The 24,975-nt window shown below is 56.2% G+C and carries 21 protein-coding genes; 1 reads left to right on the top strand and 20 read right to left on the bottom strand.

Going from position 1 to position 24,975, the window contains the following annotated elements:
• Nucleotides 1-39: 39 nt before the first annotated feature.
• The 16 genes from GXX57_10165 to GXX57_10090 all read right to left on the bottom strand — a co-directional run bounded on the left by GXX57_10165 (nucleotide 40) and on the right by GXX57_10090 (nucleotide 18,375).
• Nucleotides 40-1,494: a spore germination protein gene (locus tag GXX57_10165; protein HHV45011.1), complete on the bottom strand. Its 1,455-nt coding sequence runs from the start codon at nucleotides 1,492-1,494 to the stop codon at nucleotides 40-42.
• A gap of 137 nt (nucleotides 1,495-1,631) precedes the next feature.
• Nucleotides 1,632-1,964, bottom strand: coding sequence for a phage holin family protein (locus GXX57_10160; protein ID HHV45010.1), 333 nt, complete (start codon nucleotides 1,962-1,964; stop codon nucleotides 1,632-1,634).
• Nucleotides 1,965-1,987: 23 nt separating this feature from the next.
• Nucleotides 1,988-2,197 carry a dodecin domain-containing protein gene (locus GXX57_10155; GenBank protein ID HHV45009.1) on the bottom strand — a complete coding sequence of 70 codons (210 nt, stop codon included), beginning with the start codon at nucleotides 2,195-2,197 and terminating at the stop codon, nucleotides 1,988-1,990.
• A 71-nt stretch (nucleotides 2,198-2,268) separates the two neighbouring features.
• A complete protein-coding gene (locus tag GXX57_10150) occupies nucleotides 2,269-3,231 on the bottom strand; it encodes a membrane dipeptidase (protein ID HHV45008.1) in 963 nt (320 codons plus the stop codon).
• Nucleotides 3,228-3,488, bottom strand: coding sequence for a stage V sporulation protein S (locus GXX57_10145; protein HHV45007.1), 261 nt, complete (start codon nucleotides 3,486-3,488; stop codon nucleotides 3,228-3,230). The genes GXX57_10150 and GXX57_10145 overlap by 4 nt, the downstream gene beginning before the upstream one ends.
• Before the next feature lie 105 nt (nucleotides 3,489-3,593).
• The gene (locus GXX57_10140; protein HHV45006.1) at nucleotides 3,594-4,373 is read right to left on the bottom strand and encodes a TIGR00282 family metallophosphoesterase; all 780 of its coding nucleotides are present in this window, start codon (nucleotides 4,371-4,373) and stop codon (nucleotides 3,594-3,596) included.
• A gap of 36 nt (nucleotides 4,374-4,409) precedes the next feature.
• Nucleotides 4,410-5,951 carry a ribonuclease Y gene (gene rny, locus GXX57_10135; GenBank protein ID HHV45005.1) on the bottom strand — a complete coding sequence of 514 codons (1,542 nt, stop codon included), beginning with the start codon at nucleotides 5,949-5,951 and terminating at the stop codon, nucleotides 4,410-4,412.
• 72 nt (nucleotides 5,952-6,023) lie between these two features.
• The gene (locus GXX57_10130) at nucleotides 6,024-6,488 is read right to left on the bottom strand and encodes a regulatory protein RecX (GenBank protein HHV45004.1); all 465 of its coding nucleotides are present in this window, start codon (nucleotides 6,486-6,488) and stop codon (nucleotides 6,024-6,026) included.
• Nucleotides 6,488-7,519 (bottom strand): recombinase RecA, encoded by a 1,032-nt coding sequence (gene recA / locus GXX57_10125; GenBank protein HHV45003.1) that lies wholly within the window; start codon nucleotides 7,517-7,519, stop codon nucleotides 6,488-6,490. The genes GXX57_10130 and recA overlap by 1 nt, the downstream gene beginning before the upstream one ends.
• A gap of 101 nt (nucleotides 7,520-7,620) precedes the next feature.
• Complete coding sequence (locus tag GXX57_10120; GenBank protein ID HHV45002.1) at nucleotides 7,621-9,066, bottom strand: hypothetical protein; 1,446 nt, start codon at nucleotides 9,064-9,066, stop codon at nucleotides 7,621-7,623.
• Complete coding sequence (locus GXX57_10115; GenBank protein ID HHV45001.1) at nucleotides 9,063-10,295, bottom strand: competence/damage-inducible protein A; 1,233 nt, start codon at nucleotides 10,293-10,295, stop codon at nucleotides 9,063-9,065. Before GXX57_10115 ends, GXX57_10120 begins: the two co-directional genes overlap by 4 nt.
• 19 nt (nucleotides 10,296-10,314) lie before the next feature.
• A complete protein-coding gene (locus GXX57_10110; protein ID HHV45000.1) occupies nucleotides 10,315-11,790 on the bottom strand; it encodes an AAA family ATPase in 1,476 nt (491 codons plus the stop codon).
• Nucleotides 11,787-12,296, bottom strand: a complete 510-nt coding sequence (locus tag GXX57_10105; protein ID HHV44999.1) for a hypothetical protein — start codon at nucleotides 12,294-12,296, stop codon at nucleotides 11,787-11,789. Before GXX57_10105 ends, GXX57_10110 begins: the two co-directional genes overlap by 4 nt.
• Before the next feature lie 241 nt (nucleotides 12,297-12,537).
• Complete coding sequence (locus tag GXX57_10100) at nucleotides 12,538-15,951, bottom strand: hypothetical protein (GenBank protein ID HHV44998.1); 3,414 nt, start codon at nucleotides 15,949-15,951, stop codon at nucleotides 12,538-12,540.
• A gap of 109 nt (nucleotides 15,952-16,060) precedes the next feature.
• Nucleotides 16,061-17,392 carry an extracellular solute-binding protein gene (locus GXX57_10095; GenBank protein HHV44997.1) on the bottom strand — a complete coding sequence of 444 codons (1,332 nt, stop codon included), beginning with the start codon at nucleotides 17,390-17,392 and terminating at the stop codon, nucleotides 16,061-16,063.
• A 275-nt stretch (nucleotides 17,393-17,667) separates the two neighbouring features.
• The gene (locus tag GXX57_10090; GenBank protein ID HHV44996.1) at nucleotides 17,668-18,375 is read right to left on the bottom strand and encodes a hypothetical protein; all 708 of its coding nucleotides are present in this window, start codon (nucleotides 18,373-18,375) and stop codon (nucleotides 17,668-17,670) included.
• Between the two features lie 289 nt (nucleotides 18,376-18,664).
• Between GXX57_10090 and GXX57_10085 the strand changes: the two genes are divergently transcribed.
• The gene (locus GXX57_10085; GenBank protein ID HHV44995.1) at nucleotides 18,665-19,798 is read left to right on the top strand and encodes a LacI family transcriptional regulator; all 1,134 of its coding nucleotides are present in this window, start codon (nucleotides 18,665-18,667) and stop codon (nucleotides 19,796-19,798) included.
• Nucleotides 19,799-19,987: 189 nt separating this feature from the next.
• Here the strand turns inward: GXX57_10085 and GXX57_10080 are convergent, their stop codons facing one another.
• The 4 genes from GXX57_10080 to GXX57_10065 all read right to left on the bottom strand — a co-directional run bounded on the left by GXX57_10080 (nucleotide 19,988) and on the right by GXX57_10065 (nucleotide 24,571).
• Nucleotides 19,988-21,268 carry an FAD-dependent oxidoreductase gene (locus tag GXX57_10080; GenBank protein HHV44994.1) on the bottom strand — a complete coding sequence of 427 codons (1,281 nt, stop codon included), beginning with the start codon at nucleotides 21,266-21,268 and terminating at the stop codon, nucleotides 19,988-19,990.
• Between the two features lie 133 nt (nucleotides 21,269-21,401).
• Nucleotides 21,402-22,418 (bottom strand): hypothetical protein, encoded by a 1,017-nt coding sequence (locus GXX57_10075; GenBank protein HHV44993.1) that lies wholly within the window; start codon nucleotides 22,416-22,418, stop codon nucleotides 21,402-21,404.
• Between the two features lie 567 nt (nucleotides 22,419-22,985).
• Nucleotides 22,986-23,630: a hypothetical protein gene (locus GXX57_10070; protein ID HHV44992.1), complete on the bottom strand. Its 645-nt coding sequence runs from the start codon at nucleotides 23,628-23,630 to the stop codon at nucleotides 22,986-22,988.
• A 26-nt stretch (nucleotides 23,631-23,656) separates the two neighbouring features.
• Nucleotides 23,657-24,571, bottom strand: coding sequence for a hypothetical protein (locus GXX57_10065; GenBank protein HHV44991.1), 915 nt, complete (start codon nucleotides 24,569-24,571; stop codon nucleotides 23,657-23,659).
• Between the last annotated feature and the right edge of the window lie 404 nt (nucleotides 24,572-24,975).

Raw genomic sequence — 24,975 nt, 5'->3', positions numbered from 1 at the left:
GTATTCTTCCCCTTCAGAACAAATCCTGCCAAGTTATGGCTATTCATCGCCGGAAAACCGATCGGACTCGTCCCTTTGGGACATGGGCCGCGCCCGCACCTCCGGTACCGGTGTGCGGAATAGTAGGCGCAAAAAGGCCGGGCCATTGAAGGGCACCAGGGGCCACAGATAGGGTGTGCCGAAGGATTTGGTGAACAGGAAGACCAGACACACAAAGACGAACCCCGCCGCCAAGCCCCCCAGCCCAAAAAATCCAGCTAAGACCAAAAGAAGGAGTCGAAACATCCGGATGGCCAAGGCAAACTCCAGGCTGGGAAGGGCAAAGGATCCAATCGCCACCACCGCGGTATAGAGGATAGTCTCTGGCACAAAAAGGCCCACCTCCACCGCCAGTTGCCCCAACAGGACCGCCCCCACGATACCCAGGGAACTGGCCAGGGCGTTGGGGGTGTGGATAAAAGCCATGCGAATAAGATCAAAACCCAGCTCCAAAAACAGAAACTGTAGGAAAAGGGGCACCGTGCTGGATTCCTTTGGTCCTAGGATACTCCAGCTTTCGGGAAGCAGGCTGAGATCCTTCACCAAGGCCAGCCAGAGGGGAGTCAAGAGCAAAGCAATGATCAACCCCCCAAAACGTACCCAACGGAGCCAGGACCCCACCAGGGGATGCTGGAAGTATTCCTCCGCATGTTGGGTAAACTGCCAGGCAGTAGCAGGCACAATCATGGCCGCAGGGGTCGTATCCACCAGGATGATCACGTGTCCTTCGTACAAATGGGCCGCCACCACATCGGGCCGTTCTGAAAAGCGAACCTTGGGTAAAGGATTGAGGCTGACCCCCGTCAGATACTCCTCCAGGCTTTTGGAGCCCATGGGTAGGCCGTCGGTGTCCACCCTTTTGAGCCTTTGTTTGACTTGGTCCACCACTTCCTTGGGGGCCAAATCCTCAATATATGCGATCACGATATCGGTGCGGGATCGTTTCCCCGCATTTACCGCCTCAAGGCGCAAGCCCGCATCCCGCACCCGACGGCGAATCAAGGAGGTGTTGAACACGATGGTCTCCACAAACCCGTCCCGGGCGCCCCGCGTTACCCGCTCCACGTCGGGCTCGTCGATGGAGCGGATGGGATACTGCCGGGCATCGATAATTATCCCTTCCCGCAGGGTGTCGATGAGCAAAAGGACCGAACCGCATAGGATCTGTTCGATACCCTCCAATTCGGTGGTAACGGTGGAGACCTCGGAGAAGGGCAGATGCCGCTCCACCACCGACTGGAGAATATTGGGCAGGATGTCCTCCCGGTTCACCTCCATCAGGGTGCGCATCACCTGACTGATTACCTCTTCATTGATGAGTCCGTCAATGAAGATCATGGCTGCCTTTTTCCCACCAACGACCAAGTGCCGTAGGATCACGTCGTAGTTGGTGTCAATGGCCAACTCCCGCCGAAAGACCTCCAGGTTTTCCTCTAGATTGCGGCTAAGGTCCATTCCTTCACTTCCTCCCACAAACCCGTTTACTCTTAGGTAGTCTGTTCCATTCCACCAAACTTATGCAGGAAAGCACAGGTTTAGCCAAAAAGAAAAGCAGGTGCTTAAGGCACCTGCTTTTCTTCTTGGCATTTTCACTACCGGAGGGCTGTGGGTACAAACAGATCCACGACCCCAATGATGAAGGCGGCCACCAATGCCGCAATAATGGAGATCGACATATTGGGGACAACAAACTGGGTGGCCCAGATCACCAGGGCCGAAACGATGAATCCCACGATCCCACGGCCATAGGGAGACACCTGTCTGCCGAAGATCGACTCAATGATCCAGCCGATCCCTGCGATGACCAAGGCCGCCAGCAGAGCGTTGAGAAAACCTATGGTCCGAAAGCCCGGCAGGATGAAACTAAGTACCATCAACACGACGGCACTGACCACAAATCTTACCAAAGCGCCTATCCAGTCCATTTGTCTCACCTCCACATTAGTCTCTACTCATCTTCCACCCTGAACACTAAATGGAGATCCACACGGTAATTGGTAATATTACCGTCGTCATCCACATCGGCGGTGAAGTTCTTCAGCTCCACACCGGATATGTGCCGGATGGTGGTACTGGCCACCTTCACTGCCTGCCTAGCGGCATCTTCCCAGCCGTTTTTTGACTGTCCAATGATCTCAATCACCTTTGCAACACCCATAGCCCTCATACTCCTTTACCCATCATCATTTTTCCACGGGATGCATCTATTATGCGTCGGGACATGGAATTTCATGCAAAGGTGAGGCCGAGGACCCGCCAGACGTTCCGCCAGAGGAGCTTCTCTAAGACCGCAGGGGCATATCCCCTTGCCCTAAGACGCTGAATCAACTGAGGAAGCATTGCCACATCGGCCAGGCCCACGGGGGTCCTGCTGATCCCGTCGAAGTCGGTACCAATGGCCACCGCCTCCTCCCCGACCACTTCCAATAAATAGTCTATGTGCCGAATCACGTCGTCGATGGTGGCCTGACGAGTGGAAGACAAAAAGGCGGGACAGAAATTGACGCCAATGACCCCTTTGCGTTGGGCAATGGCCTTGATCTGGGAGGTGGACAAATTGCGCGGGTGGTCACAGAGGCTCTTGGCATTGGAATGGGACGCCACTGGAGGCAGCCGGGTCTGCTCTATCGCCTCCCAAAAACTTCTCTCTGCGAGGTGAGACACATCCAACAACATGCGATGGTGATTCATATCGGCAAGCAAGGCCCGTCCCAGGGGGGTAAGGCCATACTGGTCCTGTTCCACTGCGGCGCTAGCGAAAGGGTTGTTATAGTTCCAAGTAAGGTTCACCAGCCGTACACCCCAACGGGCCAAAAGGGCGAGCCGTTCCCTTTGATATCTCCCCTCCGGGGCCAAGGGGCAGGCCCCTTCCAAGGAGAGAACCACCTTAGGCCTGTAGGTACGGCTGACGGCCAACAAATGTCTTTTTTTCCGAAGCAGCCGGATCCATCGGGCTGCCGCAAGGCTCCGAGCCAACAAAAGCTGCTGCCGGACGTTGGCCCAAGGATCCCGGTGCGGACCGGAAAAGGGGAATAGAGCAAAGACCGCAAGCCCTACTCCCCCGCGCTCCATCCTCGGTAAATCCACCTGTCCCACCGCCCCCTCCTCGGTGAGCAACCGATCCTGTTCTAAGGAGGCGGACAGGACATCGGTGTGAAAGTCTGCCACTAAGAAGGAATACATTCTTGTCACCTGGTCTCCACGATAAGCCGGATCCCTGTACGTTCTTGTCCGTCGATGAGCACATCCATAAAGGCTGGAATGCAAACTAGATCTACGCCACTGGGGGCCATGAATCCCCGGGCGATGGCCACAGCCTTAACCGCCTGGTTGATGGCTCCCGCGCCAATGGCTTGCATCTCTGCACAACGATTCTGCCGTAACACACTGGCCAAAGCTCCCGCTACGGAGTTAGGATTGGACTTGGTCGACACCTTCAGAATCTCCACTCTTCTCCCCCCAAGAAGTTTTTCCGATGCTGGTACCTGATTGGCAACATAAGTACCCCTGTCAAGTACCATAGTATGTGGAACCCCTATGAAAGGTGAGTGAAGTCAGGCATCGAAAAGGGATACGGTGGTGACACTTTCAGCCCGTCCCGTGGCGGGATCCACCTTGACCAACAAAGCAGAAAACAGAAAAACGCCCTTGGCCACTTCAAACCGGGCCGGCAGGCTGGTTTGGAACTTATGTAAGATAGGCTCCCGGGTAAAGCCCAGGACCCCGTCCCGGGCCCCGCACATCCCCACATCGGTGATGTATGCGGTCCCCTGGGGAAGGATGCGGGCGTCGTTGGTCTGGACATGGGTGTGGGTGCCAAAGACGACACTGGCCCGACCGTCCAGGAACCAGCCTAGGGCTTGTTTTTCGGCGGTGGCTTCACAGTGGAAATCCACCACCACAATCTTGGTTTGGCTAGCCACCTGGGCTAAGAGCTCGTCCGCTTTCCGGAAGGGACAATCCACATCCTGCATGAACACCCGACCCAAGAGGTTAATCACCGCAATGGAATGATCCCCCAGGGTATATAAACCGAGCCCCACCCCCGGCACGCCCGGCGGGTAATTGGCCGGGCGCAACAGGCGGGGCTCTTCTTCAATGAAAGTGTAAGCATCTCGTTTATCCCATACGTGATTGCCACTGGTAAGCACATCCACCCCCAGTGCGAAAAGCTCCTGGGCCACCTCCTGGGTCACACCCCGACCGCCCGCAGCATTCTCACCGTTGGCAATGACAAAGTCGATCTCCTCTTTCTCCCGAAGCTCCGGCAGGAACCTCTCTACCGCCTTGCGACCTGTCTTGCCGACGATATCACCCACAAGGAGTAGATGCACCGTACTTCTCACCTAGCAAACCACCATTCTTCCCACTTATTTTGCATAATCCACAGCCCTGGTTTCCCTGATTACCGTAACCTTGATCTGGCCGGGATATTCCAGTTCCGACTCGATCTTCTTGGCGATCTCCCGCACCATAATAACCGTTTCATCATCGGAGATCTTCTCCGGTTTCACCATGATCCGGACCTCGCGCCCGGCGGAGATGGCATAGGCCTTATCCACACCGACGAAGGAATCCGCGATCTCTTCCAGTTTCTGCAGACGGCGGATGTAGGCCTCCAAGGTCTCCCGCCGCGCACCGGGGCGGGAGGCGGAAATGCTGTCCGCAGCCGCCACCAACACCGCTTCCACGGAACTGGCCTCCTGGTCTCCGTGGTGGCAGGCCACCGCGTGGATCACATCCTCCGATTCCTTATACCGCCGCAACAACTGGACACCCAGCTCCACGTGGGTCCCCTCGGTCTCATGGTCCACGGCCTTACCAATATCATGCAGCAGACCTGCCCGGCGGGCAAGCCGCCCATCTAATCCTAACTCCACCGCCATGAGGCCTGCCAACTGGGCCACCTCGACGGAGTGGCGTAGGACGTTCTGTCCGTAGCTGGTCCGGTAGTGGAGCCGTCCCAAAAGCTTGATCAGTTCCGGATGCAGACCTCGAATACCCACTTCCATGGCGGCCCGTTCCCCCGCCTCCTTGATGGATTGCTCCACCTCCTGGCGGGCCTTTTCGATCATCTCTTCGATCCGTGCCGGGTGGATCCGTCCGTCGGCCACCAGTTTTTCCAGGCCAATCCGGGCGATCTCCCGCCGGATGGGATCGAAGCCGGAGATGATGACCGCTTCCGGCGTATCATCGATAATGAGATCGATACCCGTCAAGGTCTCCAGGGTCCGAATATTCCGGCCCTCACGCCCGATGATCCGGCCCTTCATCTCGTCGTTGGGCAGACTCACCACCGAGACGGTGGTCTCCGCGGTATGATCGGCCGCACACCGTTGAATCGCAAGACCAATAATCTCCCGGGCTCGTTTTTCCGCTTCCTCCCGGATTAAGGCCTCCGACTCCCGGATGAGGGTTGCCCGCTCCTGCACCAGCTCCTCTTCCAGGGTGCTAAGCAGCATCTCTTTGGCCTGTTCTGTGGTGAGACCCGCGATTCGCTCCAGCTCGGTTCTCTGGGCCACGATGGTCTCCTCCAACTCCCGTTCCTTTTGCTCCAGTTTCCTTAACTTATGCTGCAGACTCTCTTCCTGTCGGCCGATGGCGTCAGTGCGCCGGTCCAAAGCCTCTTCCCGCTGGACCAGGCGCCTTTCCAAGTTCTGCAGCTCCTGTCTTCTTTGCCGTTCTTCTTCGTTGAGTTCCGCCCGGGCACGGTGGATCTCTTCTTTGGCTTCCAACAACAATTCCCGTTTTTTCGCTTGGGCTTCCTTCGCCGCATTCTCCAGTATTTCACGGGCTGTCTGTTCTACAGCGCCGATTCTTTTCCTGTATAAATACTCGCGCAGGGCGGCACCGCCCAACGCGCCAAGGACTAATCCAATAATGAGAAACAGTACGGAAGTAATCCCAACCACCTCCACTCGTTCAAAATCACGTCACATCGCACCACGATACTGAAACATTGTAGCTTAGGGAGGAAAACAGTGTCAAGAATCTTCGTGAGTCCCACATACAGCAATTCGTCGGGCAAGACCCGGAGAAAACCCCCGCCCCACCAAGTAGCGGTACAACTGGGCAGGATCATAGGGTTTTGTCCGCCTCTGCATCCAGCGGGCCGCCACCTCCATCCCTTGGCGTTCCTCCTCTTCCGGCGGGTAAAGCTCTCCGAGCAACTGCTCCACCAATTCCGACTCCACGCCCTTGGCGGTTAGTTCCCACTGGATCTTGCGAGGTCCGTACCCACTACGCAGAATACGAAAACGGATGAACTCCTCGGCAAAACGCCGGTCATTGAGATAGTCCAGTTCCAGCAACCACTGGATCGTCTCCTCGATGACCTCCTGAGTAAAGCTCCGTCGCTGTAGATAGGCCTTCATTTCCTGCACACTGTGTTCCCGTCTGGCAAGCAACTTCAGGGCTAGTTGCTTCGCCTTTCTTAAATGATCCTCCATCATCCTTCAGCCGGTTCGGTACTGCCGCCTTCCAAGACAGGCAACCCATGGGCAAGCCGCACCTTGTTTTCCAATTCCAGGCTCAAGGCCGGATTCCCCTTGAGGAAGTCCTTGGCATTCTCCCTCCCTTGCCCCAGCCTCGTGCCTTCGTAGGAATACCATGCGCCGCTTTTTTCCACCAGGTTCAGCTCCACCGCCATATCCAAGATGTCCCCCTCCTTGGAGATCCCCGTACCATACATGATATCGATCTCCGCGGTCTTAAAGGGAGGTGCCACCTTGTTCTTCACCACGCGGATCCGCACCCGGCTACCGACAATATCCGTCCCCTGCTTGATATTATCCACCTTGCGAATCTCCAAACGGATGGAGGCGTAGAACTTCAGGGCCCGGCCCCCCGGCGTCACTTCGGGGTTACCGAACATCACCCCCACCTTCTCCCGGATCTGGTTGGTGAAGATCACGGCGGTCTTCGACTTGTTGATGGAGCCGGACAGTTTCCGCAGGGCCTGGGACATCAGCCGGGCCTGCAGACCAACGTGGGAGTCGCCCATTTCGCCCTCCAGCTCCGCCCGGGGCACCATCGCGGCCACTGAGTCGATCACCACCACATCCACAGCACCGCTGCGCACCAAGGCTTCGGTGATCTCCAAAGCCTGTTCCCCGGAATCGGGCTGGGAGACCAAAAGCTCATCCAGATTGACCCCTAGACTTTGGGCATAGAGGGGATCCAGGGCATGCTCCGCATCGATAAACGCGGCGATTCCGCCCCTTTTCTGGGCTTCAGCCATAATGTGCAGGGTAAGGGTGGTCTTTCCCGAAGACTCAGGACCATATACCTCCACCACCCGCCCCCGGGGGATGCCGCCCACACCTAGGGCCACATCCAGGGCCAAGGAGCCGCTGGGAATGATATATTCCGGATTCGGCTTTGTGGCTGCTTCGCCGAGAAACATAATCGAGCCTTTACCAAACTGCTTTTCTATGTTTCCGACGGTTTTTTCCAAAACCTTCCTACGTTCTTCAGACATACTAGCGATTCAACTCCTCTAACCTTTCTACCCACCAGTGACAGAGCCAACCGTCCTTGTCATCCCAAGGCTTTCCCTGGCATCGAAAGGGTTACATTTTTCTAATTCGACAATAACCGGCCTATCCCTCTTTCCGCAGCATCCTCCAACGTCTGCACCAGGTTGCGCTGGAGGGAAAACCCGCCGGCCACCACGTCCACTTCGACGCTGTCAATGGCCCAAAGGACCAAATTTCCAGTTTCATCGGAGGAGAAATGAAGCAGCGCCACCGTATAGGGCACCGACCCCTCCACCAAAAAGCCCCGGACACCGGCCGCGCCGGTGGTACCAGCATTTACCACAATTCTCCCCTCCACCTTGGCCACATCGGATACATGGCTATGGCCGCAGAGGACCACCTGGGCCGTCGTCTCTACATGTTTCGCCAACCAATCATGGTGTACGGCTAAGATATCCAGCCGGGGCAAGGCCGCCAGTTCCGCCTCAATCGCCGGGATAAGCCCTTGGAGTGCATCAAGGGTCCAAGGTTCGGGGGAAGAAACCGTCGCGACGGGGTCATTCACCCCGTAGATCCAAAGCCCCGCCACCTCCACCGCAGCATCTTCCAGGACGATGACGTTGGACATGGCCTTCAGCCGATTGGTAATCTGGGGAGTCTCGTGATTTCCCGGCACAAAAACGTAAGGCACAGGAAACTCCCCGATCTTCCCCACCAATTCTGCTTCCAGGGGGGTACCGAGATCCGTCAGGTCCCCCGTATCAACTATAACATCCACATGAAAACTATCCACGATCTGAAGGACAAAATCCAAGGCCGCGGGGTTGTTATGCAGATCCGAAACATGTAACACCGTCACTTCCCCCGCGGGGACACTCAACCCCCGCAGTTCCTCCAAGCGATCCAGAAAGGAGACCAGGTTGCCCGCCACCATCTGTAACTGGGAAGAAAACTCCCCCATTTTGCTTACGTTCTCCTGGATGAAGTCCAGCATCCAGGGGGCCCATTGGATGACACCCGCATACTTGGGGTTGTTAAAGGCCCCCACATCATAGGTCAGGTATACCCCTCCCAATAAGAGGACCGGAGTGAGGATCCCCACCAGGATGCCCATCTTAATCTCCCTAGGGGTACGGAAACCTACCACCAAAAGCCCCAACACCGCGCCCAAGGACCCAATGCCTATCAGGTGCAGAATAAGCAAGATCAGACTCAGGCGCATACCTTTGAGGAGGGCAAAAAGGTCCTCCTCGGTAAATTGGCCACTGTACCAAAGCTCCTCCAGAAAGGTCAGATCCACGTGGCGCAGATAGATGTTAAGACGCAGGGGCACCCAATGGGTGTGGGCGGAGATCTCCCCCACTGGCGGAAGCATTAGGTGAGTGGTGCCCTGCAGGGCTAGCCGGGGCTGAATAAGTATCTTCACGGGACTGATGGTTACCATCGTCCCTCCGTACCAGTGCAACAACAGCAAAGCCCCGACAATCGCACACAACACCGCCTGCCAGCGACGGTTTTGTGGGAACAAGCTTTGGGAGGTCCCGATCACAGTAGATGCCTCCTTAACAGGTCCAAAGCTGCCTGGCTGCTCCGGTACTTGATCTGTTCCCGCTCCCCGCTGAAATGATGTTCCTCCACCACCATCGTCTTACCGGCCAGGGCCACATAAACCAATCCCACCGGTTTACCCGTCTCGTCGCTACCGGGACCCGCAATCCCGGTCACCCCCAGACCCCATTGGGTCTGCAACCGTTCCCGGACACCTTGGGCCATGGCCTGGGCCGTTTCGGCACTGACGGGGCCCACCGTGGACAGGATCTCCCAGGGCACCCCCAGCAGCTGGTGCTTGGCAGCGTTGGAGTAGGTCACCAGACTGGCCTGCAAGAAACCGGAACTGCCCGGCACATTGGTGAGGCGATGGCCCACCAGTCCACCGGTGAGGGATTCGGCCACCGCCAAGGTCTCGTGTCGGGCGAGAAGCAGCCGGGCCACCACCGTCTCCAGCTGATCATCACCACTGCCATAGACCATGGTGCCAAGTCTGTTCCTTACCTCTTGGGCCACCGGGGCAATGAGGGCCTGGGCGGCGGCAGCATCCGGGGCCTTGGCAGTAATACGAACCCGCACTTCCCCTAGCTTGGCATACAAAGCTAAGGTCGGATTGGTCCCTTGGCTAAGATCCCGGAGTTTCTCCTCCAGCGCCGACTCCCCGATCCCGCAGACTTTTAGAACCACCGACTCGATCACCCCTGTCTCCCCACTGAGCAGCCGTTGCCTAAGATGCGGCAGGGCTGCGTCAAAGACCACATACAACTCTTGGGGCACCCCGGGCATACACAAGAAGGTGGTGTTCTTCGCCGAAAGCAGGAAGCCCAACGCGGTACCCCGGGGATTATCCAGCAGGATGCTACCCTCTGGAAACTCGGTCTGTCGGTAGTTGTTGGGGGTGGGCCGGCGCCCGGTCTGGGCGAGATAGTTTTCCACATGGGCCACCGCCACGTCGGACCGCTTCAAGGAAAGCCCTGTCACCTGGGCCACCGCCTGGCGCGTAAGATCATCCTCGGTGGGCCCCAGTCCGCCGGTAATCACCACCAAGTCTGTCCGGGCCGCGGCCCGGGCCAAGGTATCCACCATACGGGGAAGGTTATCCCCCACAGTGGTGTGATAATAGACATTAATGCCCAGTTCCGCAAGGCGCGCGGACAAATACTGGGCATTGGTATTCACAATCTCCCCCAGGAGCAGTTCTGTGCCGATGGTCACAATTTCCGCGTTCAAGGACGTACCTCCCTGTGTCTTAGCTGAGTCCCACAAGACTCCTGAATTGCGTTCCGTCCACACTTTCTTCCTGCAGCAGATAGGCCGCCACCTGCTCTATTTTCCTCCTATAGGCGGCGATAGTCCTCTGCACCCATGCCTCCCGCTGTTGGATAAGAGAACTGACAGTCCGATGCAAGAGCACTCCAGGCACCTCTTTCATATCCACAACCCCCAGCTCCGACATGCCGGACGCGATCATCCGCTTGGCCAACTTCACCGCCTGTTGAAAATCATTGCTAGCACCGGTGGAGCGACTGCCTAGCACCACTTCCTCGGCTACGGCACCGCCCAGGGCCACCGCGATCTGATCCTCCAGCTCCTTGCGGGTGTACAAATACTGATCGGCGCTGGGGCTTTGCCGAACGTAACCCAGGGCACGGCCCCGGGGAACGATAGTTACCCGGGCGACGTAACCGGGATTTGTGATCTCGCTGATCAAGGCATGGCCCACCTCGTGGACCGCCACCCGTTCCTTCTCCGCCTTAGTCGGTGTCCGGTCAAGCTTTTCCCCCATCATCACCTTATCGATGGCCTCGAGGAAATCCTCCATCCGGATCACATCGCGCCTTTGCCGCATGGCGTTAATGGCCGCCTCATTCACCAGGCTTTCCAGGTGGGCTCCGGAAAAGCCGAAGGTCTCCTTGGCCACCGTCTCCAGGTCCACTTCCGCATCCAAAGGCTTCCCCCTGGTATGGATCTTGAGAATATGCAACCGGCCGGCTTTGTCCGGCAGTTCCACACTGACCAGCCGATCAAAGCGTCCCGGGCGGAGCAAGGCGTCATCCACCAAATCCACCCGGTTGGTGGCGGCCACCACCAGGATCGAGATCTCCTCATCGGTCTTGATCCCATCCATCTCCACCAACAGCTGGTTCAATGTCTGATCATATTCTAGATGGCTGGTGTGTCTTCCTCTTTTTCCGCCCAGCACTTCGATCTCATCAATGAAGATGATGGCACACTTTTTGGCTTGCTGCCGGGCCAACTCCCTGGCCCGCTGAAAGAGACTGCGCACCCGTTTGGCGCCTACCCCCGCGTACATTTCCACAAATTCAGAGCCCGAGGCCGCTAAGTAGGCCGCGTTGGTGTAGGTAGCGGCGGCCTTAGCCAGTAGCGTCTTCCCAGTCCCCGGAGGCCCATAAAGCAGGATCCCTTTGAGGGGCCGGATCCCCAATTGGCGACAATGGGAGGCATCCTTCACCAAATCCAAGGCCTCCATAAACTCCCGTTTGGCCACCTCTTGGCCACCGATATCATCGAAACCAATTTGGGAGCGCACCTCACCCTGGGTAGCCACTCCCACGGTCTGGTATTGACCTCCTTTGGTGTCCAGGAAGTATTTCAGAATAAAAAGGAGCACCCCGATCCCTAACAGGGGGGTGATGTCCCAACCAGAGACGAGGGCAAAGATCACCAAGGCAATACCGATGCCGATTAGGATCTCCCTTTTCATGATGCCTGCCCCCCTTGTCTTGGCATAATCTCGTACAAATACCCATCCTCAGTTTCCAGCTCCACATAGATAAAGTCCCTGTCGACGGTGATGCGGGCATCCAGACCTTGGGTCACCGCCTCCACCCGGTCCGCCATCTCCACGAAATCCCCTGTACTGATGGCCTGCCACAGAGCGTAATGGAGCTGATGGTACCGCTCCACCAGTTCCCCATTGCGCTGGTCCACCAGTTCAACAGTCCAGTGGTTTCCCAGCCGTTCCTCCGCTAAGGCCCGGATCGCCCCATAGGTAGTCTCCAACCGCTCCACCCGTTCCAGGGTGACCACCAGATTGGTCTGCTGGCCGCGCTCGACCTTTAGATCCGCCACCCCGTCGATGGACAAAAAGGCCTCCTTTAGGGAGCCCAGGAACAGATGCTCATAGGCAAACCTGGCCCCAAAGAGTACCCCGAGGGATATTACAGCGACTAATATGATAATTCTGATTTTTAATTCCCTGAAGTTCATAAGCAACCCTCCGGCTTGTCATATTGTAACATGGCCGGCGATAGAAACGGTACATGTACTTTGTGCCAAAAGAAAGGACCGTTAGGCAAACAGGTCGAACCACACTCCTCTCCTTGGGACCCTAATCCACCGTGACCCGCGCTGGGGTATTACTGGCCACGGTGGCCTCTCCACCGGGATGGTACCCGCGGGCTTAAGATTATCTAAACAGGGTCTGGCAACCCGCCAGACCCTGTGCGCATCACTGCACCACCGCGGTTCCCTTCAGACTTTGCCAGGAACTTTGATGACGGCGGTTCAGTTTGTCGATGACCTGAACTTGGAAGTTGAAGACCTGGTCACTGGGTACCCGGAAGGTGAATTCATAGGGGAAGGTGGTGGACTCCTCCTGATACACCTTTCCTTCTTCCGTATACCAACTGACAATCACCTTCTGGGTAGCCACCGGCTCCGCGGTGCTGTAGACGTATACGTAATACTCCTCGGGAGACACCTGGATGCTGGCGGCGCCCATGTTGCCTATTAGAGGGACGTAGGTGGCCTGGAACCAGTGGGTATCGGCCTCCTCCCGCTCCCCGGTATAGGTTCGGTGGGTCTCCACCTGGATATTGGTATCATACACCACCAAGGCCACCTGTTCCTGGGCAGGGACGGTGAGTTCCAAAGTGGCGTCGTCCAAGGAGATGGGCTCTAGCCACTGTCCCCGACCATGGTCATAAAGGCTCACCACAAGTGCCTGGTTTTCCAAGCCCAGCAGTTCCCTGTCAAAGGTAAGTTGCACCGTCCGCGCTTCTTTGGCCTCGCTCATCAAAAAGACAAAGAAGTGATCCCCATTGTGGGCGGTGACATAGTTGAAACCGTAATCGTCCAGTGTCAGCACATCCCGATTCAGCCAGGGCCACACTTCCTCGAAACCATAAAAGGTCCCAGGGCGATGGCCGTAGAAGCGATTGCTGAACCACACATACCCCTGTTGCCGTACCCAGGGGAAGGAGATCTCACCCTGGCTCCGGTAGTGGGCCTCCGCAAAGAGGAAATCTAGGGAGTAGGCCAGATGGGAGTAGATGTGGTGATAATACAGAGACGTATAGTCCGGCCCCTCGTAGGGATACTCGGGATACATATGCATGGTAACGAAATTGTTCAAGTAGTAGCCGGGGTAATTAGCAAAGCGGCCAATGACCGCGTTGCGGGCGAAGGTCCGGTAGATCGCATCCCCGGTGATCTCCGTAAGACGGATCAGATCCGCGGCCCAGTTGGCCATCATGACCACCCGGTCCGAGGCCGCGAAGGTCATGGGCTGCTCAATGCCCAACCCCGCTTGGGAAGTGATCCACGCGGGCACCGTCTCCACCCGTACATCATGAAGCCCCATGGGCGCGCCCAGGCGGAACCGTTCGGTACCATACCACCAGATGGTCTTGGTGCTCTTCTCCACCACTTCATAGGGGTTTACCGTAATCTCCTGATCCATAAAGGGCGGTTGGGTCCAAAGGCCCGTCAAAAGCCACCGGGCTCCCTCCAGGGCTCCCGCCAGAACAAAGTCCTCCTGGACGAATTCATAAAGATCAAGGAATCCCACCCAGTGGGGCACAAACCGCGAGGCAAAGAAGGGTTGGACCCCCAGATCCTCGGTCTGGGGCTTGGCCACCTCTTCCGCGTAATACCGATAGGCCTCCTCCAACACCTGGGCCAAAAGCTCCGGATCCTGGGTCGCCCGCCAAGCGGCCAGTTCCTCCGCAAACCTAGGGACCGAGTTGATGTAGGTGCTAGACTGCACTACCCTGCCTTGCCACATCCGGGCCTGCAGGGCCGGGGTCAACCGGTCTGTAAGCTCCCACAGGGCATGATAGGTGGAGGCCCCAAAGTGTTTGTTCTCTCCAAACTGATCCTGCATCAGGGCCCCCTGTTCACTGGGGTCATAGGTGAAGTGGGCACCACTGCGGGACAACATGAACTCAATGGTGGGGATGGCCCGCCGCACCAGGATATCCCGGTCGCCGGTAAGCCGGTACAAGGCCAAGGGCATAGCCGGTGCCACATGGCTCACCCCGCCTTTGTGCTCGATGTTATAGTGTCCCTTCAGGTTGGCGTCCCAACCGCTGGCCTGGTCGTCCATGATGAGATCGATCATGTTGAAAATCGCATCATTCAGGCTAAAACTCCAGTTGCTGCGGTAATCGTGGAAACCAAACTCCTCCTCCACCACCTTCCGGTAGGCCCCAAACCAATCCCCGGGCTGGACCAGCACTTGCAGGGTGAAGGCGTATTCGGTCCCCGCCTGCATCAGCGATTCTTGCGAACCCATGATGGGGGCAAAAAGCACCGGCAGGACACCGCCCGCGGGACCCCGAATGGTCAATCCAAAGCGAGAATTGACAGGCCGCGGCCACCGCAAGCGGATTTCCCCCGGATCCGCCACCACCCCATAGCTCACCGTAGTCTGCCCAGTGGTAACCTGCCCCAGGCTGATGGGGGTGGGGGTGAAGGATTCTACCAACATTAGACTTTCTGCAGGCAAACGGCGACTGTGCCACAGGAAGGGCAACAGTAGGAAATCCACCTGGTCCACGGGATACTCGCCAAAACCCACAAAGGCCAGGGAATAGTATCCGGTGCGCTGGGGTTGAAATCTTAACGTAAGCCGTGGGAAGTTCTCCGCGGGCCCCAGGGACCACTGGGCCTCGAAGGCAAAGTCCCCCTCTTCCCTTGATAGTACCACTGTGTTTTCATCTTGCACCTTGAGGTCTTGGCACGGAATCCAAGTGGCTCCACCGGCCGCAAAGGCGTTCCGGGTCCGCTCCCGGCTGGTGAACACCTGGTCTTCTAGGGTCAACCGTTTTTCCACATCCCAGTAAGGGAAACAACCATCTTGGCCGAAGGTGACCGCCGGGGCCTGCAAGAGTAGGTAACCTTGCTCCGTGGCCGGGGAAATGCCAGGATCCACCCACTCCCCTTCCACCTTGACCAGGACCTTCGTATAAATCCACTGTTGCCGGTCGCTTACCATCCGGTAAAACTCCAGTCGGACCCGATCGTTTTCTAAGGTGTGAAGCAGTTCCGCCTGCTGGGGTGTGCCTACGATCTCCGCCAAAGGCACCACTTGATCCCCTAGGATCCGCTTCGGCGGCACCACCCGATATTGTTCCGCCATAGCGCTTTTCTGGTTATTGGGTGGCACAAAATTCTCATCGGTGGTAAGGACGATGCTGTCCACCCGGGCATAATACCGGGAGTCGTCCTTGACACTGAGCAGCGCAGGACCGGCCTCCAGATAAAAACTTCCCCCATATTCCCAGGCCCAGCCGTCCTGGCCGTGGCGGCCGAAGAGGCGCTGGGCTGCTTGTCCGGCTACACTAAGGGAAAAGAACCGAGAGCCTTGATCCTGGGTGTAATCCCGGGTACGAACCCACAGATGCCAGATCCCCTCCTCGGGGATGGACACATAGGTAAACATATTCTGCGCGGACTGATTCTTCGTGGTAAGCCCCCGCATAATCTGGCCGCCGAAGGCCGCGGTGTCATATTGTACCGTCCAAGTTCCCGTGATTTCAAAGTCTTCGGCTTCAATCCACAGTACCTGACCCTGGGCAGTTCCCGCATACAAAAGCAATATGCTAATCGCCACAACAACTACCATCAACTGACAATTCACCGGTACCTCTCCTTTGTTGCCATTTTACCCAAAGAAACTACGCCACCAACCTTTGCTGGAAAGAGTAAGGAAGGTTTTCACCGCACCGGCGAAAACCTTCCTTTCGGGCCTAGTAATCAGTGGAAGCGGTCCAGAAATCATCCAGCTGCTTCTGCAGCTCGTGGGTGGCCCACTCGATGGCTTCATAGGGGGTCATCTCAAAATTGACGGCCTTTTGTACCATAGACAACAACACCGCCGGTGCCCCGGTCAACGGTGGGGTGGGCTTAGCTTGGATGGACCGGTTGAAGCTATCCTGGATCACGTGCCAATAGGGATTGGCATCAAAGTATTCGGGCTGCAAGTTCACCTCGATGGTGGCTCCAGGCCGCCCCTGTTGCAGGGTCAGATACCCGCCACCGTCCACTTCCATGGTGAGCCATTTCAAAAGCAGCCAGGCTTCCTCGGGATGCTGGGTAGCCGCCAGGATACCATAACCCCAGCCAAGACCAATGTAGGGGTGGTAATCGTGGCCATCCCGGTAGGGAATCGGTGCCATCCCCAAATCAATCTGAGGGCTTTGTTGGCGAATAGAATAGTAGTTGTACGGTCCGCCGGCTAACATGGCCGCCTTCTCTTCCATGAACCGGGTCAGGGCCCAGGGATTCCCCACCTGCCGCAGTTTACTATTGCCCTGGTTGATGTTATTGGTGAAGTCCACCATCCACTCCAAGGTTAGTAGTCCCTGGGAGGCCGGGTCATTGAGGACCACAGTCCGCAGATCATCACTGTACAGATAGCCCCCCGCGGTATTCAGCCACATATTAAAGATCCAGTTGTAGGTGGGAGCTGCCACGTCGATTCCCACCTGGGCCAAGGTCCCGTCGGGATTCTGGAAGACCAGTTTTCTCCCCACCGCTTCCAATTCACTCCAGGTGGTGGGAAGGGAATTGTTGGGATCCAAACCGGACAGTTCAAAGAGTCCCTTGTTGTAGTAGAGATAGTAGCCGGCAGTGGCCTCCAGGGGTAGGTAGTAGTAATCCCCGCCGGGTACCAAGGGGTTGTTCTGCAGGGTATCGATCACCGGTGGGTAGAAGATCTCACTTAGATTGATCCCTTCTTTTTCCACGAAATCGGCGATAGAAAGCAGTCCCCCGGTAAGGCCCAAAGAGACGCTGTCTCCGTGTTCCATCATGGCCACATCGGGCCCCGTCCCGGACATGATCCCCATTAACAACTGCTCCATAGTGGGATGAGGCTTCAACTCCGCCTGCACCTTGATCCAAGGATATGCTTCCTCAAAGCGACGCAGCACTTCGTCCAAAAGGGCAGTACGCTGTCCGTCCCAATGGTGCCACAAAGTCAGGGTAACAGTCTCCTGCGCGGCACACTGCCAACCCAAAAGCAGAACAAGCAGCACCGGCAAAAGAAACAGCAAGGAATTTCTTTTTCTCCACGTCATCGGTCATTTACTCCCTTCACAAAAATCTAATCTCGTGCCCATCGACTGCCACGGGCCCTGTTCAGGGTCCTGGCAGCTCAAAAACCAAATGGGATTACTGATCGCAGCGGGATTCCGCCGAGACCAATAGCCCAAAGGACCGCCAAGGCATTGGGCTTGCCCCCGACGGCGGAGTACCTGTGGCCCTAGTGGGTAACAGCCCAAGGTTTCGCGAAGACCACAGGGCCCCTTTCTCCCCTCCACTTAAACCTGTCCTTGGGGTGTCAATTCAGCCGTTAGTTCCCCCCGCTGGTAATCACCACGTCATCGAGGTAAAACACTACTGAGCGGGGAGGACTTTGATAGTTGGCAAAGGTAACAAACTCGATTTCCTCCACCGCATTCCGGAAGGGAATGGTCCCCACGTCAAACCAGGACGCTGTGGCGGACTCCCGGACAAACACACGGTAATTCTGCCGGGCCGTGTCGACCTCTACCCGCATTTGGAACCAACGGGACAAGGGGTAGGCATATCCCGTGTTCTGCCAGCCGTTGGCGTAACCCTGGACGTTTCCATTGTTGAAATACAAGCTAACACCGGTCTTGGCACCACCAGGGCCAACGTTTCCATCGGCGGGGATAGAACCCATCGACAGGGTGAAAGCCCTTCCCGGTCCCGACACCCAGACCCAAAAGGTGACCGTGACCTGCTTTTGGGGCGCAAACTGCTTGTACAGGTATCCACCGATATTCCCCGACAGATCATTGGGAATATGGTCTAGGAGTACACTTTGCCCTCCGGAAGCAGATGTCTCCTCGGTCACCACCGCAGGAAAGTGGCCTTCCAAGGGAAACTGCACCGGCATCTCGCCCCACACAACCTCCTCGCCGGGCTGGTAGCGCTCGAAATCGTCAGAGAGCAAAACCACCGCGCCTTGACTGACCGCCACCACACCAAACACCACCAAAGCAATCCAGTGCACGATCCACAGTCTCTTTCGCATCCTCTTTACCTCCCAAACTAGCTTCTTGTCCTACTGCCGGTGCCAAAGAGGTGGCCCGGATGGTTCCGCAACACACCGTAACAAGTTTCGGCATTTCCGGCAAAATATCTCCAAGAAATCTCTCCTTAATCTATTTCCACACCCCAGAAAGAATTCCTGCCTAAGAAGGAGCACTTTACCAAATTGAGGATAAATAACGTTATCAACGAGTTTTGGGTGCCCTGAAAAGGCCCGAAACCGCCCCCCGAAAACATGTCGATTTTGTTTCGGAAATTCCGAAACAAAATCGATGAATCTTGCTGCGGAATATGGTACAATAGGATATATCCGGCAAAGGATCAGACAGATTCTGTTTCGTTGGGAGTTGTTAGGGATGTCCGTGACCATCAGAACCATTGCCAAAGCGGCTCAGGTCTCACCTGCCACCGTCTCCCGTGCCCTGTCGGGCAAGAAAGATGTGGCCCCCCAGACGCGCAAGAGGATCATCGCCTTAGCCCAGCAGTTGGGTTATCAGGGTAAGATCCAGCCTGCCGCGACTGACGAGAAAATTCCCAGGCATATCGCCGTGGTGATCCCCAACCAAAGGGTGCGTTTCCCCCGGCCCCCGGAACACCGCCGGATCAGCTGGTCCTTCAACCACGAGGTTTACACCGGCATTGAAGAGCTGGCCCACATGGATCAGTGCACAGCCCATATCATCATCTATTCTTACGAACACTACTACTCCAACGATGAGCTGCCTCCTAGTCTGCTCAGCGCGGATCTCCAGGGATATATCGTCCTTGGGGGGCTGATCCCGGTGGTACTCCGGGACTTTCTCCTTGCGGTGGACAAACCGGTAATCACCGTCGGAACCCAGATCGCCCCCCACATCGATGCGGTCATGGCCGACAACGTGGGTGCCATGCGGGAGTGCGTCCGGTACTTACATCAGCAGAACCATAAACGCATCGGCTTCATCGGTGGTGCGAGGGAATCACGCATTGATTCGGAGAAGCTAGCGGGATATTTGTCGGGACTGATTGAAACGGGGCTGCCGGTGGATCTGGAGCTCGTTCGGGAAGGTTCCATGCAAGCCCAGGCCGGCTATGAACACGGCCTTTTCCTGCTGGAAAAGGGTGTGGATGCCATTATGTGCTCCTACGATGCCCTCGCCATGGGAGCGCTGCGGGCCGCCAATGAAAAGGGCATCAAGGTCCCCGAAGAAGTGCACATTGTGGGGTTTGGTGATGAGTTCAACGATGAGAGTCTGGCGGCTCTCCTAACCACCTTTCGGGTACCCAAGACCCGCATGGGCCGGATCGCCTATCAGCGGCTCGTGGAAAGACTGCGGGACCCAAAAACAGAACCGGTCCGGGTGGTCATGCCCACCAGCTTCGTCGAAGCCCTGCAGTTACAAAGGGAAAGGATCGCAGAGAAATAAGGAAAAAAGCCGTTGTCTCTTGGGCTACAAACAAAAAGGCACGGACGAAATATCACCTTTTCGCTGGATAAAGGATTTCAAATGCCTCTTCCGAAGGTCCAGCTTGACTTCTCAACACAGGGGCATACCGGAAAATGACCGATACGCCCCCAAGAGGCCTTTCGGCAACAGAAGAAAAGGGATCTCGGCCTAATCCGGGGACACCCCATACTCCCTTAGTCTCTCCTGCAAGCGTCTAACATCCAGTTGTCGGGGGGTTACCCCCAGTCGGGCACATAAGGCCGCGGCGATGCCCACGCTCTGCCCCATGTTAGCACAGATGGGCATTACCCGGTAGTTGGAATGGGCCAAGTGGGTGCCCGAAATGTTTCGGCCCGCCAAAAACAGGTTGTTCACTCCTTTAGGCACAAAGCAACCGTAGGGAATGGTGTAGCCGTTCCGTTGGGGAAATTCCTTCTGCATGCCCGTGGGATCCAAGCCGCTGCCGGACACGTTATGTACGTCGAAGTTGAAATGGGCCTTGGTCACCGCCCAATCGTCAAAGACTCTCGCTTCCAAGATGTCCTGTTCCGTCAGGGTATACTCCCCCACAAAACGGCGGGTTTCCCGGATGCCCATCATGGCACCACTACTGATTACATAACAGTTCTCAAAACCGGGCACAAACTTCCGCAGGAATTCCGTGATGGGTTCAATCTGACTGCGGCAGACCAACTCCGCGCGGGTAAGGTCTTCGGCACTGGTCCCGTCGATATCCACACAATTGGTCATATTGCAGGTCACAATCCCCGGCAAGGTGGAGCGATATAACAAGACATGTCCTGCGGGCGGCGGCAAATGCTCCTTGGCTAGGGTCTGCAGGTCACCGGCGGGTACCGGGAAGGATTCTTCAAAACTGGCCGGCAGCACCGCCCGGTTTAGATCCACCCCACTCACCTTGAACATTAAGGTCGCCGGCTGCATCTTTCCATCAACGGACCTACCCTTTGTATAGGGGACCCCCGCCCGGGCCGCGATATCCCCGTCGCCTGAGGCGTCCACCACGATCTTCCCCAGGTGCACTTCGCGTCCTGACTTGCTTTCGGTAATCACGCCCAGGATCCTATGGTCTTCCATCACCGGCGCACAGGCCACAGTATACAGACGCAGCTTCACCCCTGCTTCGATTAACATCTCCAACATCACCGTTTTCAGCCGTTCCGGATTAATGATCTGTCGGTAGGGCCCCTCTTGAGAACGATCTAGGATCTCTTCGTAGAAGCCCCCTTTGGTGTTTCCAGTCCAGTGACTCATCAGTCCCGTAGTGGCCATGCCACCAACGGAGCCGAACTGCTCAATGAGTAAAGTGTCAGCGCCTTCCCGGGCCGCATTCACCGCCGCGGCAAATCCGGCGGGTCCACCGCCAACCACCAACACGTCCACGTTGCTCACCACAGGAAGTTTTCGTTCCGGTTCCACAAAGTATTCCATCTCCACCATCCTTACCAAGCATTTGCTTTCCAGGAAGACCCCCAGACTCAATGCATTGCTAATCCTCGGTCAGCAAATATCGTCCCAGGGCAACGCCTAGATCCCCACCAAAGGAGCGCAGGTTTTCCCGGGTTTACTCCACCTTGGGAGGACCATAGTAGGGCATCTCAAAGGTGGTACTGAGCACCGCACCACAATCTGCGAAGAACTTGCTACCCGTGGGTGTGTCGGGGTATCGCCAATCCCCTAGCTCGCCCGCCGGTTCCGCGTTATATCGTTTTTCATACCGAATCCCCCCCGTCTGGAGGTTCCGGTCCGTTACCTCTTCCAGGATGGTTGCCAATCGGCTGATGGGATCCTCCCCAGCGGGGCGCCTCAAGACGAAGAAGGGATGCAGATTCATCAAGTAGGGGCTGTGGAAGTCAATGTAAACCGCGGTCTTACCCTTGAAGGCCGCAGCATAATCCATCAGGGCCGCGGTGGACCGGTAAACCGGGGAAGGAATATAATCTAGATAGTGATCATGGGGAGACCGGTCCTTACCCTGGTCGCCGGCTTCCACCCCGTCGATGTCCAAGAAGGGTACAATGTGGAAGCAATACCGTTCTAAGACCCGAGGCTGTTTAAGTAAAGCAGCAATGGTCCCCTCCAGGACATAGGAGGCACTGGCTTCACAGGCATGGGCCCGGGCAGTAAAGAAGACATGGTACTCGGCCTGGGGATTGCCCAGTCTTAACAAATCCACCGGCCTTCCTGCTTCACTGCTGGTCAGCACCCTTCGCTCCACAGCCGGGTATTGACGGCAAAAATGCTCAAAGTCCCTGGGTTGATAGGGAAAGGCATAGGCAAAATAGACCTTCTCCCGGGGAGCAAAGGTATACTCAAATTCCTCTGACATCTCCCCAGTTCCCCCTAGGAACCGCCAAGTACGGCCATCTTTGCCTAAGGCCGGTCTCCAGGGCCCCACCACCTTACCATTGGCGAAACGGAACTTCACCGAAATCTGGTCGTCACTGGGGTTTTTCCATTGCATATTCCAGTAAAACCACCATCTGCTGGTTCCCCGCAGTTCCTGACTAACCAAGATCTCCTCCCTACTTTTCCCCACACAGCAGATGTTTCCCCCCGGATAGTTGGCACTGGTGATCATTCGACTGGCATCCCCCGTCACTGTCTTCTGCCCTTTACATTGGTATTGCCCCTTCCCTACACCGCCGAGGGCTGGTACACACTTGACCGGAAAGAACCCAGCTCCCCCTGTCTTGCTGTCTATACCCCATCAACCCCTGCACGGCAAAACAGCGCTCCGTAACCCGAAGCCAATGGGCTCCATAAAGGTGATATCCGAAGAGAGCAGATCACGAGGCTTCCGTCCCTCTCTGCACATAGGGTTCCACTTTCCATCACGAAAGACCTCCTAGGATCACCCCTTTTTGGGTCACCACCTCTTCAAGCCATCTGGCCGGTCCCGCCCTTGCGGAGACTAGGCTAATTCTGTCCCTCAATCGGAGGATAATGGGCACCGTCTGTGGTACCCCATTCCGGAGGCCTGCTAGCCCGGCCGCAGTGCCGCTCACCCTTCGGGACTTTCACTCTCTAGACAGTACCCGTACCGGGCGCACCAATAAGAACACCGCCCCTTGCTTCCTTGGGGGCGGTGTTTCGATTCTACTTGAGACAAGTTATTTCCTCGTCCTTAATCATCCTTCGCTCCGTTCTACCGATAAACCTTGAAGGAATCGATATAGATCGGTGATGGCTCAGTTCCTACACCATACATGTAGAACCCGACCCTGAGCATCTCAGTACGGTTCTGGTTGCGGAAGGGTGCCGTGGCTACCTTGTGTTCCATATCGTCTACGTAAATGTCGTAGGTCTTGTTGGGCACGTCTATTACCACTTTAATCTGCACCCATTCACCGGGAATATAAGTGGCGACTTCATGCCAAGCACCGTTAGCAAAATAACGGATAATGCCGTTATTGTGAATATACAGGCTCACCGCATCGCCATCACCAATGTTGTGGACGTCCGACACCGACAGTGCGGCACTGCGCACCGTGCCGGTAGGCAATAGCCAAGCCTCCACGGTCAACTGATCCTTCACCGGCTCGGCCAGTTCGTAGTAGAAATCATCGCCATAGCCATTGGGTACTCCCCGCAAATATACACTCTTACCCGGACGCCCAGGGGTCTCCACAATCTCTGGGGCATCGTGTTTGATACCCCGCACCCCCTCAATCACCATCATTGTCCCCAAGGGCTCGTCGTCGAAGTCCACATCGAAGAAAACCTGTTGCCCGTAGACGTTAGCCCCCAGGACCACCAACAGCACCAACACCATGGAGAGTATTCTTCTCATCAGCCTACGCCCTCTCAGTTGAAGTCTTATTCTTGGTAGACCAGCAGGGAATCCACATAAACCGGTTGAGGCTCATTGCCGGGCGCAACGTACATAAAGAATCCCACACGGTTTAGCTTGGTCAGTTTGTCATTGCGGAAAGGAGCGGGAACATCGGTCACCTTTTCGCCGTCCACATAGATGTCGTATTGCTGGGCAGGGACATCGACCACCACTTTGAGATGAAACCACTTGCCCGCTTCATAGGTGGCACCGGTATCTTTGAATCCGCCGGCATAGTAATAAATCTTTCCATTGCTATAAAGATACACGCTCACCGCGCTAAGATCGCTGACGTTCTGATCGCCCACCCCCAAGGCAATACTCCGGCTAGTTCCTTCAGCATACAACCAAGTCTCCACCGTTACCTTGTCCTCGATGGTCTCCGGCAGTACATAGTAGAAGTCCTCGGCATTACCCTGGGTAACATCGGCCTTCGTCAAGCGTACGCTCTTGCCGGGACGATCCCCTGGGTTATCTACAATCTGGGGCAAAAGGTTATTTTTGGACCGGATCCCAGTGATAAGGGGCAAGTCCCCTACTTCCTCGTCGTCAAAATCCGCATAGAGGTAAGGAGCATCATCAAGGAGAAAGTCAACATCAGTTAGGGAAGTGTTTTCCACGGTAATCTGCTGCGTCACGGGGCAATAGTGACCCTTCCAGGCCGCCTTCACGGTGTATTCCCCCGGTTCCACCGTGGACACATTCAGACTGTACTGTCCATTCTCATTGGTTACAGTGTAAATATCCGTACCCAGCAGACTCACAATCACATCAGCCATCGGCTCTCCATTGCGGGTAACCTGGCCCGATACACGCACGGCCTCCGGGCCCGTTTTCAACAGGCAACCAAAAGAAGCAAGAAGTAGTCCACACAGCGTGATTGAAATCCATCGTTTCATTTTCCATTACCTCCCCTTTTTTCTGTGCTTGTAAGTTCCTGGGAACCTCTGGCGGAAAGGCTCCTCGCCAGAAATTCGCGTCTAACAAGACTTCCTAATACTATTTTCTGCCTATCTTCGCACACCCGTCGTCCCAGCGTTCAAGCTTATCTCACGTCTAGAACCGGTATTTCGCACCCTTGCACGCAGAAGCCGTTGAATTTTTTCTTAGGTTGTTGCGAGGTATATCCTCTCATCATATCCTGCCAATCTGAGCAACTTCAAAATCTCAGGAGATGTATTCGTTGGCAAGTAGCGTTCCGTATGAGTCCCGTGGTGAAGGTAAACCACGGAGATATACTGGAGCATGTCCAATATGACCGTAACCGTTGGACGATCCAGGACTCGATTGCCCGGGGCAAGTA

The organism is Bacillota bacterium (genome assembly GCA_012839765.1).
In the GTDB taxonomy this organism is placed as follows: Bacteria; Bacillota; Limnochordia; order DUMW01; family DUMW01; genus DUMW01.
Note: the sequence above shows the minus strand (reverse complement) of the source record. Positions and strands in the feature narration are given on the sequence as shown.

Bases quoted from the DNA above. Each gene is read 5' to 3' on its own strand.
- GXX57_10165 (HHV45011.1), bottom strand. From the start codon at position 1,494: ATGGACCTTAGCCGCAATCTAGAGGAAAACCTGGAGGTCTTTCGGCGG.
- GXX57_10160 (HHV45010.1), bottom strand. From the start codon at position 1,964: ATGGACTGGATAGGCGCTTTGGTAAGATTTGTGGTCAGTGCCGTCGTG.
- GXX57_10155 (HHV45009.1), bottom strand. From the start codon at position 2,197: ATGGGTGTTGCAAAGGTGATTGAGATCATTGGACAGTCAAAAAACGGC.
- GXX57_10130 (HHV45004.1), bottom strand. From the start codon at position 6,488: ATGGAGGATCATTTAAGAAAGGCGAAGCAACTAGCCCTGAAGTTGCTT.
- recA (HHV45003.1), bottom strand. From the start codon at position 7,519: ATGTCTGAAGAACGTAGGAAGGTTTTGGAAAAAACCGTCGGAAACATA.
- GXX57_10110 (HHV45000.1), bottom strand. From the start codon at position 11,790: ATGAAAAGGGAGATCCTAATCGGCATCGGTATTGCCTTGGTGATCTTT.
- GXX57_10105 (HHV44999.1), bottom strand. From the start codon at position 12,296: ATGAACTTCAGGGAATTAAAAATCAGAATTATCATATTAGTCGCTGTA.
- GXX57_10095 (HHV44997.1), bottom strand. From the start codon at position 17,392: ATGACGTGGAGAAAAAGAAATTCCTTGCTGTTTCTTTTGCCGGTGCTG.
- GXX57_10090 (HHV44996.1), bottom strand. From the start codon at position 18,375: ATGCGAAAGAGACTGTGGATCGTGCACTGGATTGCTTTGGTGGTGTTT.
- GXX57_10085 (HHV44995.1), top strand. From the start codon at position 18,665: ATGAATCTTGCTGCGGAATATGGTACAATAGGATATATCCGGCAAAGG.
- GXX57_10080 (HHV44994.1), bottom strand. From the start codon at position 21,268: ATGGAATACTTTGTGGAACCGGAACGAAAACTTCCTGTGGTGAGCAAC.
- GXX57_10075 (HHV44993.1), bottom strand. From the start codon at position 22,418: ATGATCACCAGTGCCAACTATCCGGGGGGAAACATCTGCTGTGTGGGG.
- GXX57_10070 (HHV44992.1), bottom strand. From the start codon at position 23,630: ATGAGAAGAATACTCTCCATGGTGTTGGTGCTGTTGGTGGTCCTGGGG.
- GXX57_10065 (HHV44991.1), bottom strand. From the start codon at position 24,571: ATGAAACGATGGATTTCAATCACGCTGTGTGGACTACTTCTTGCTTCT.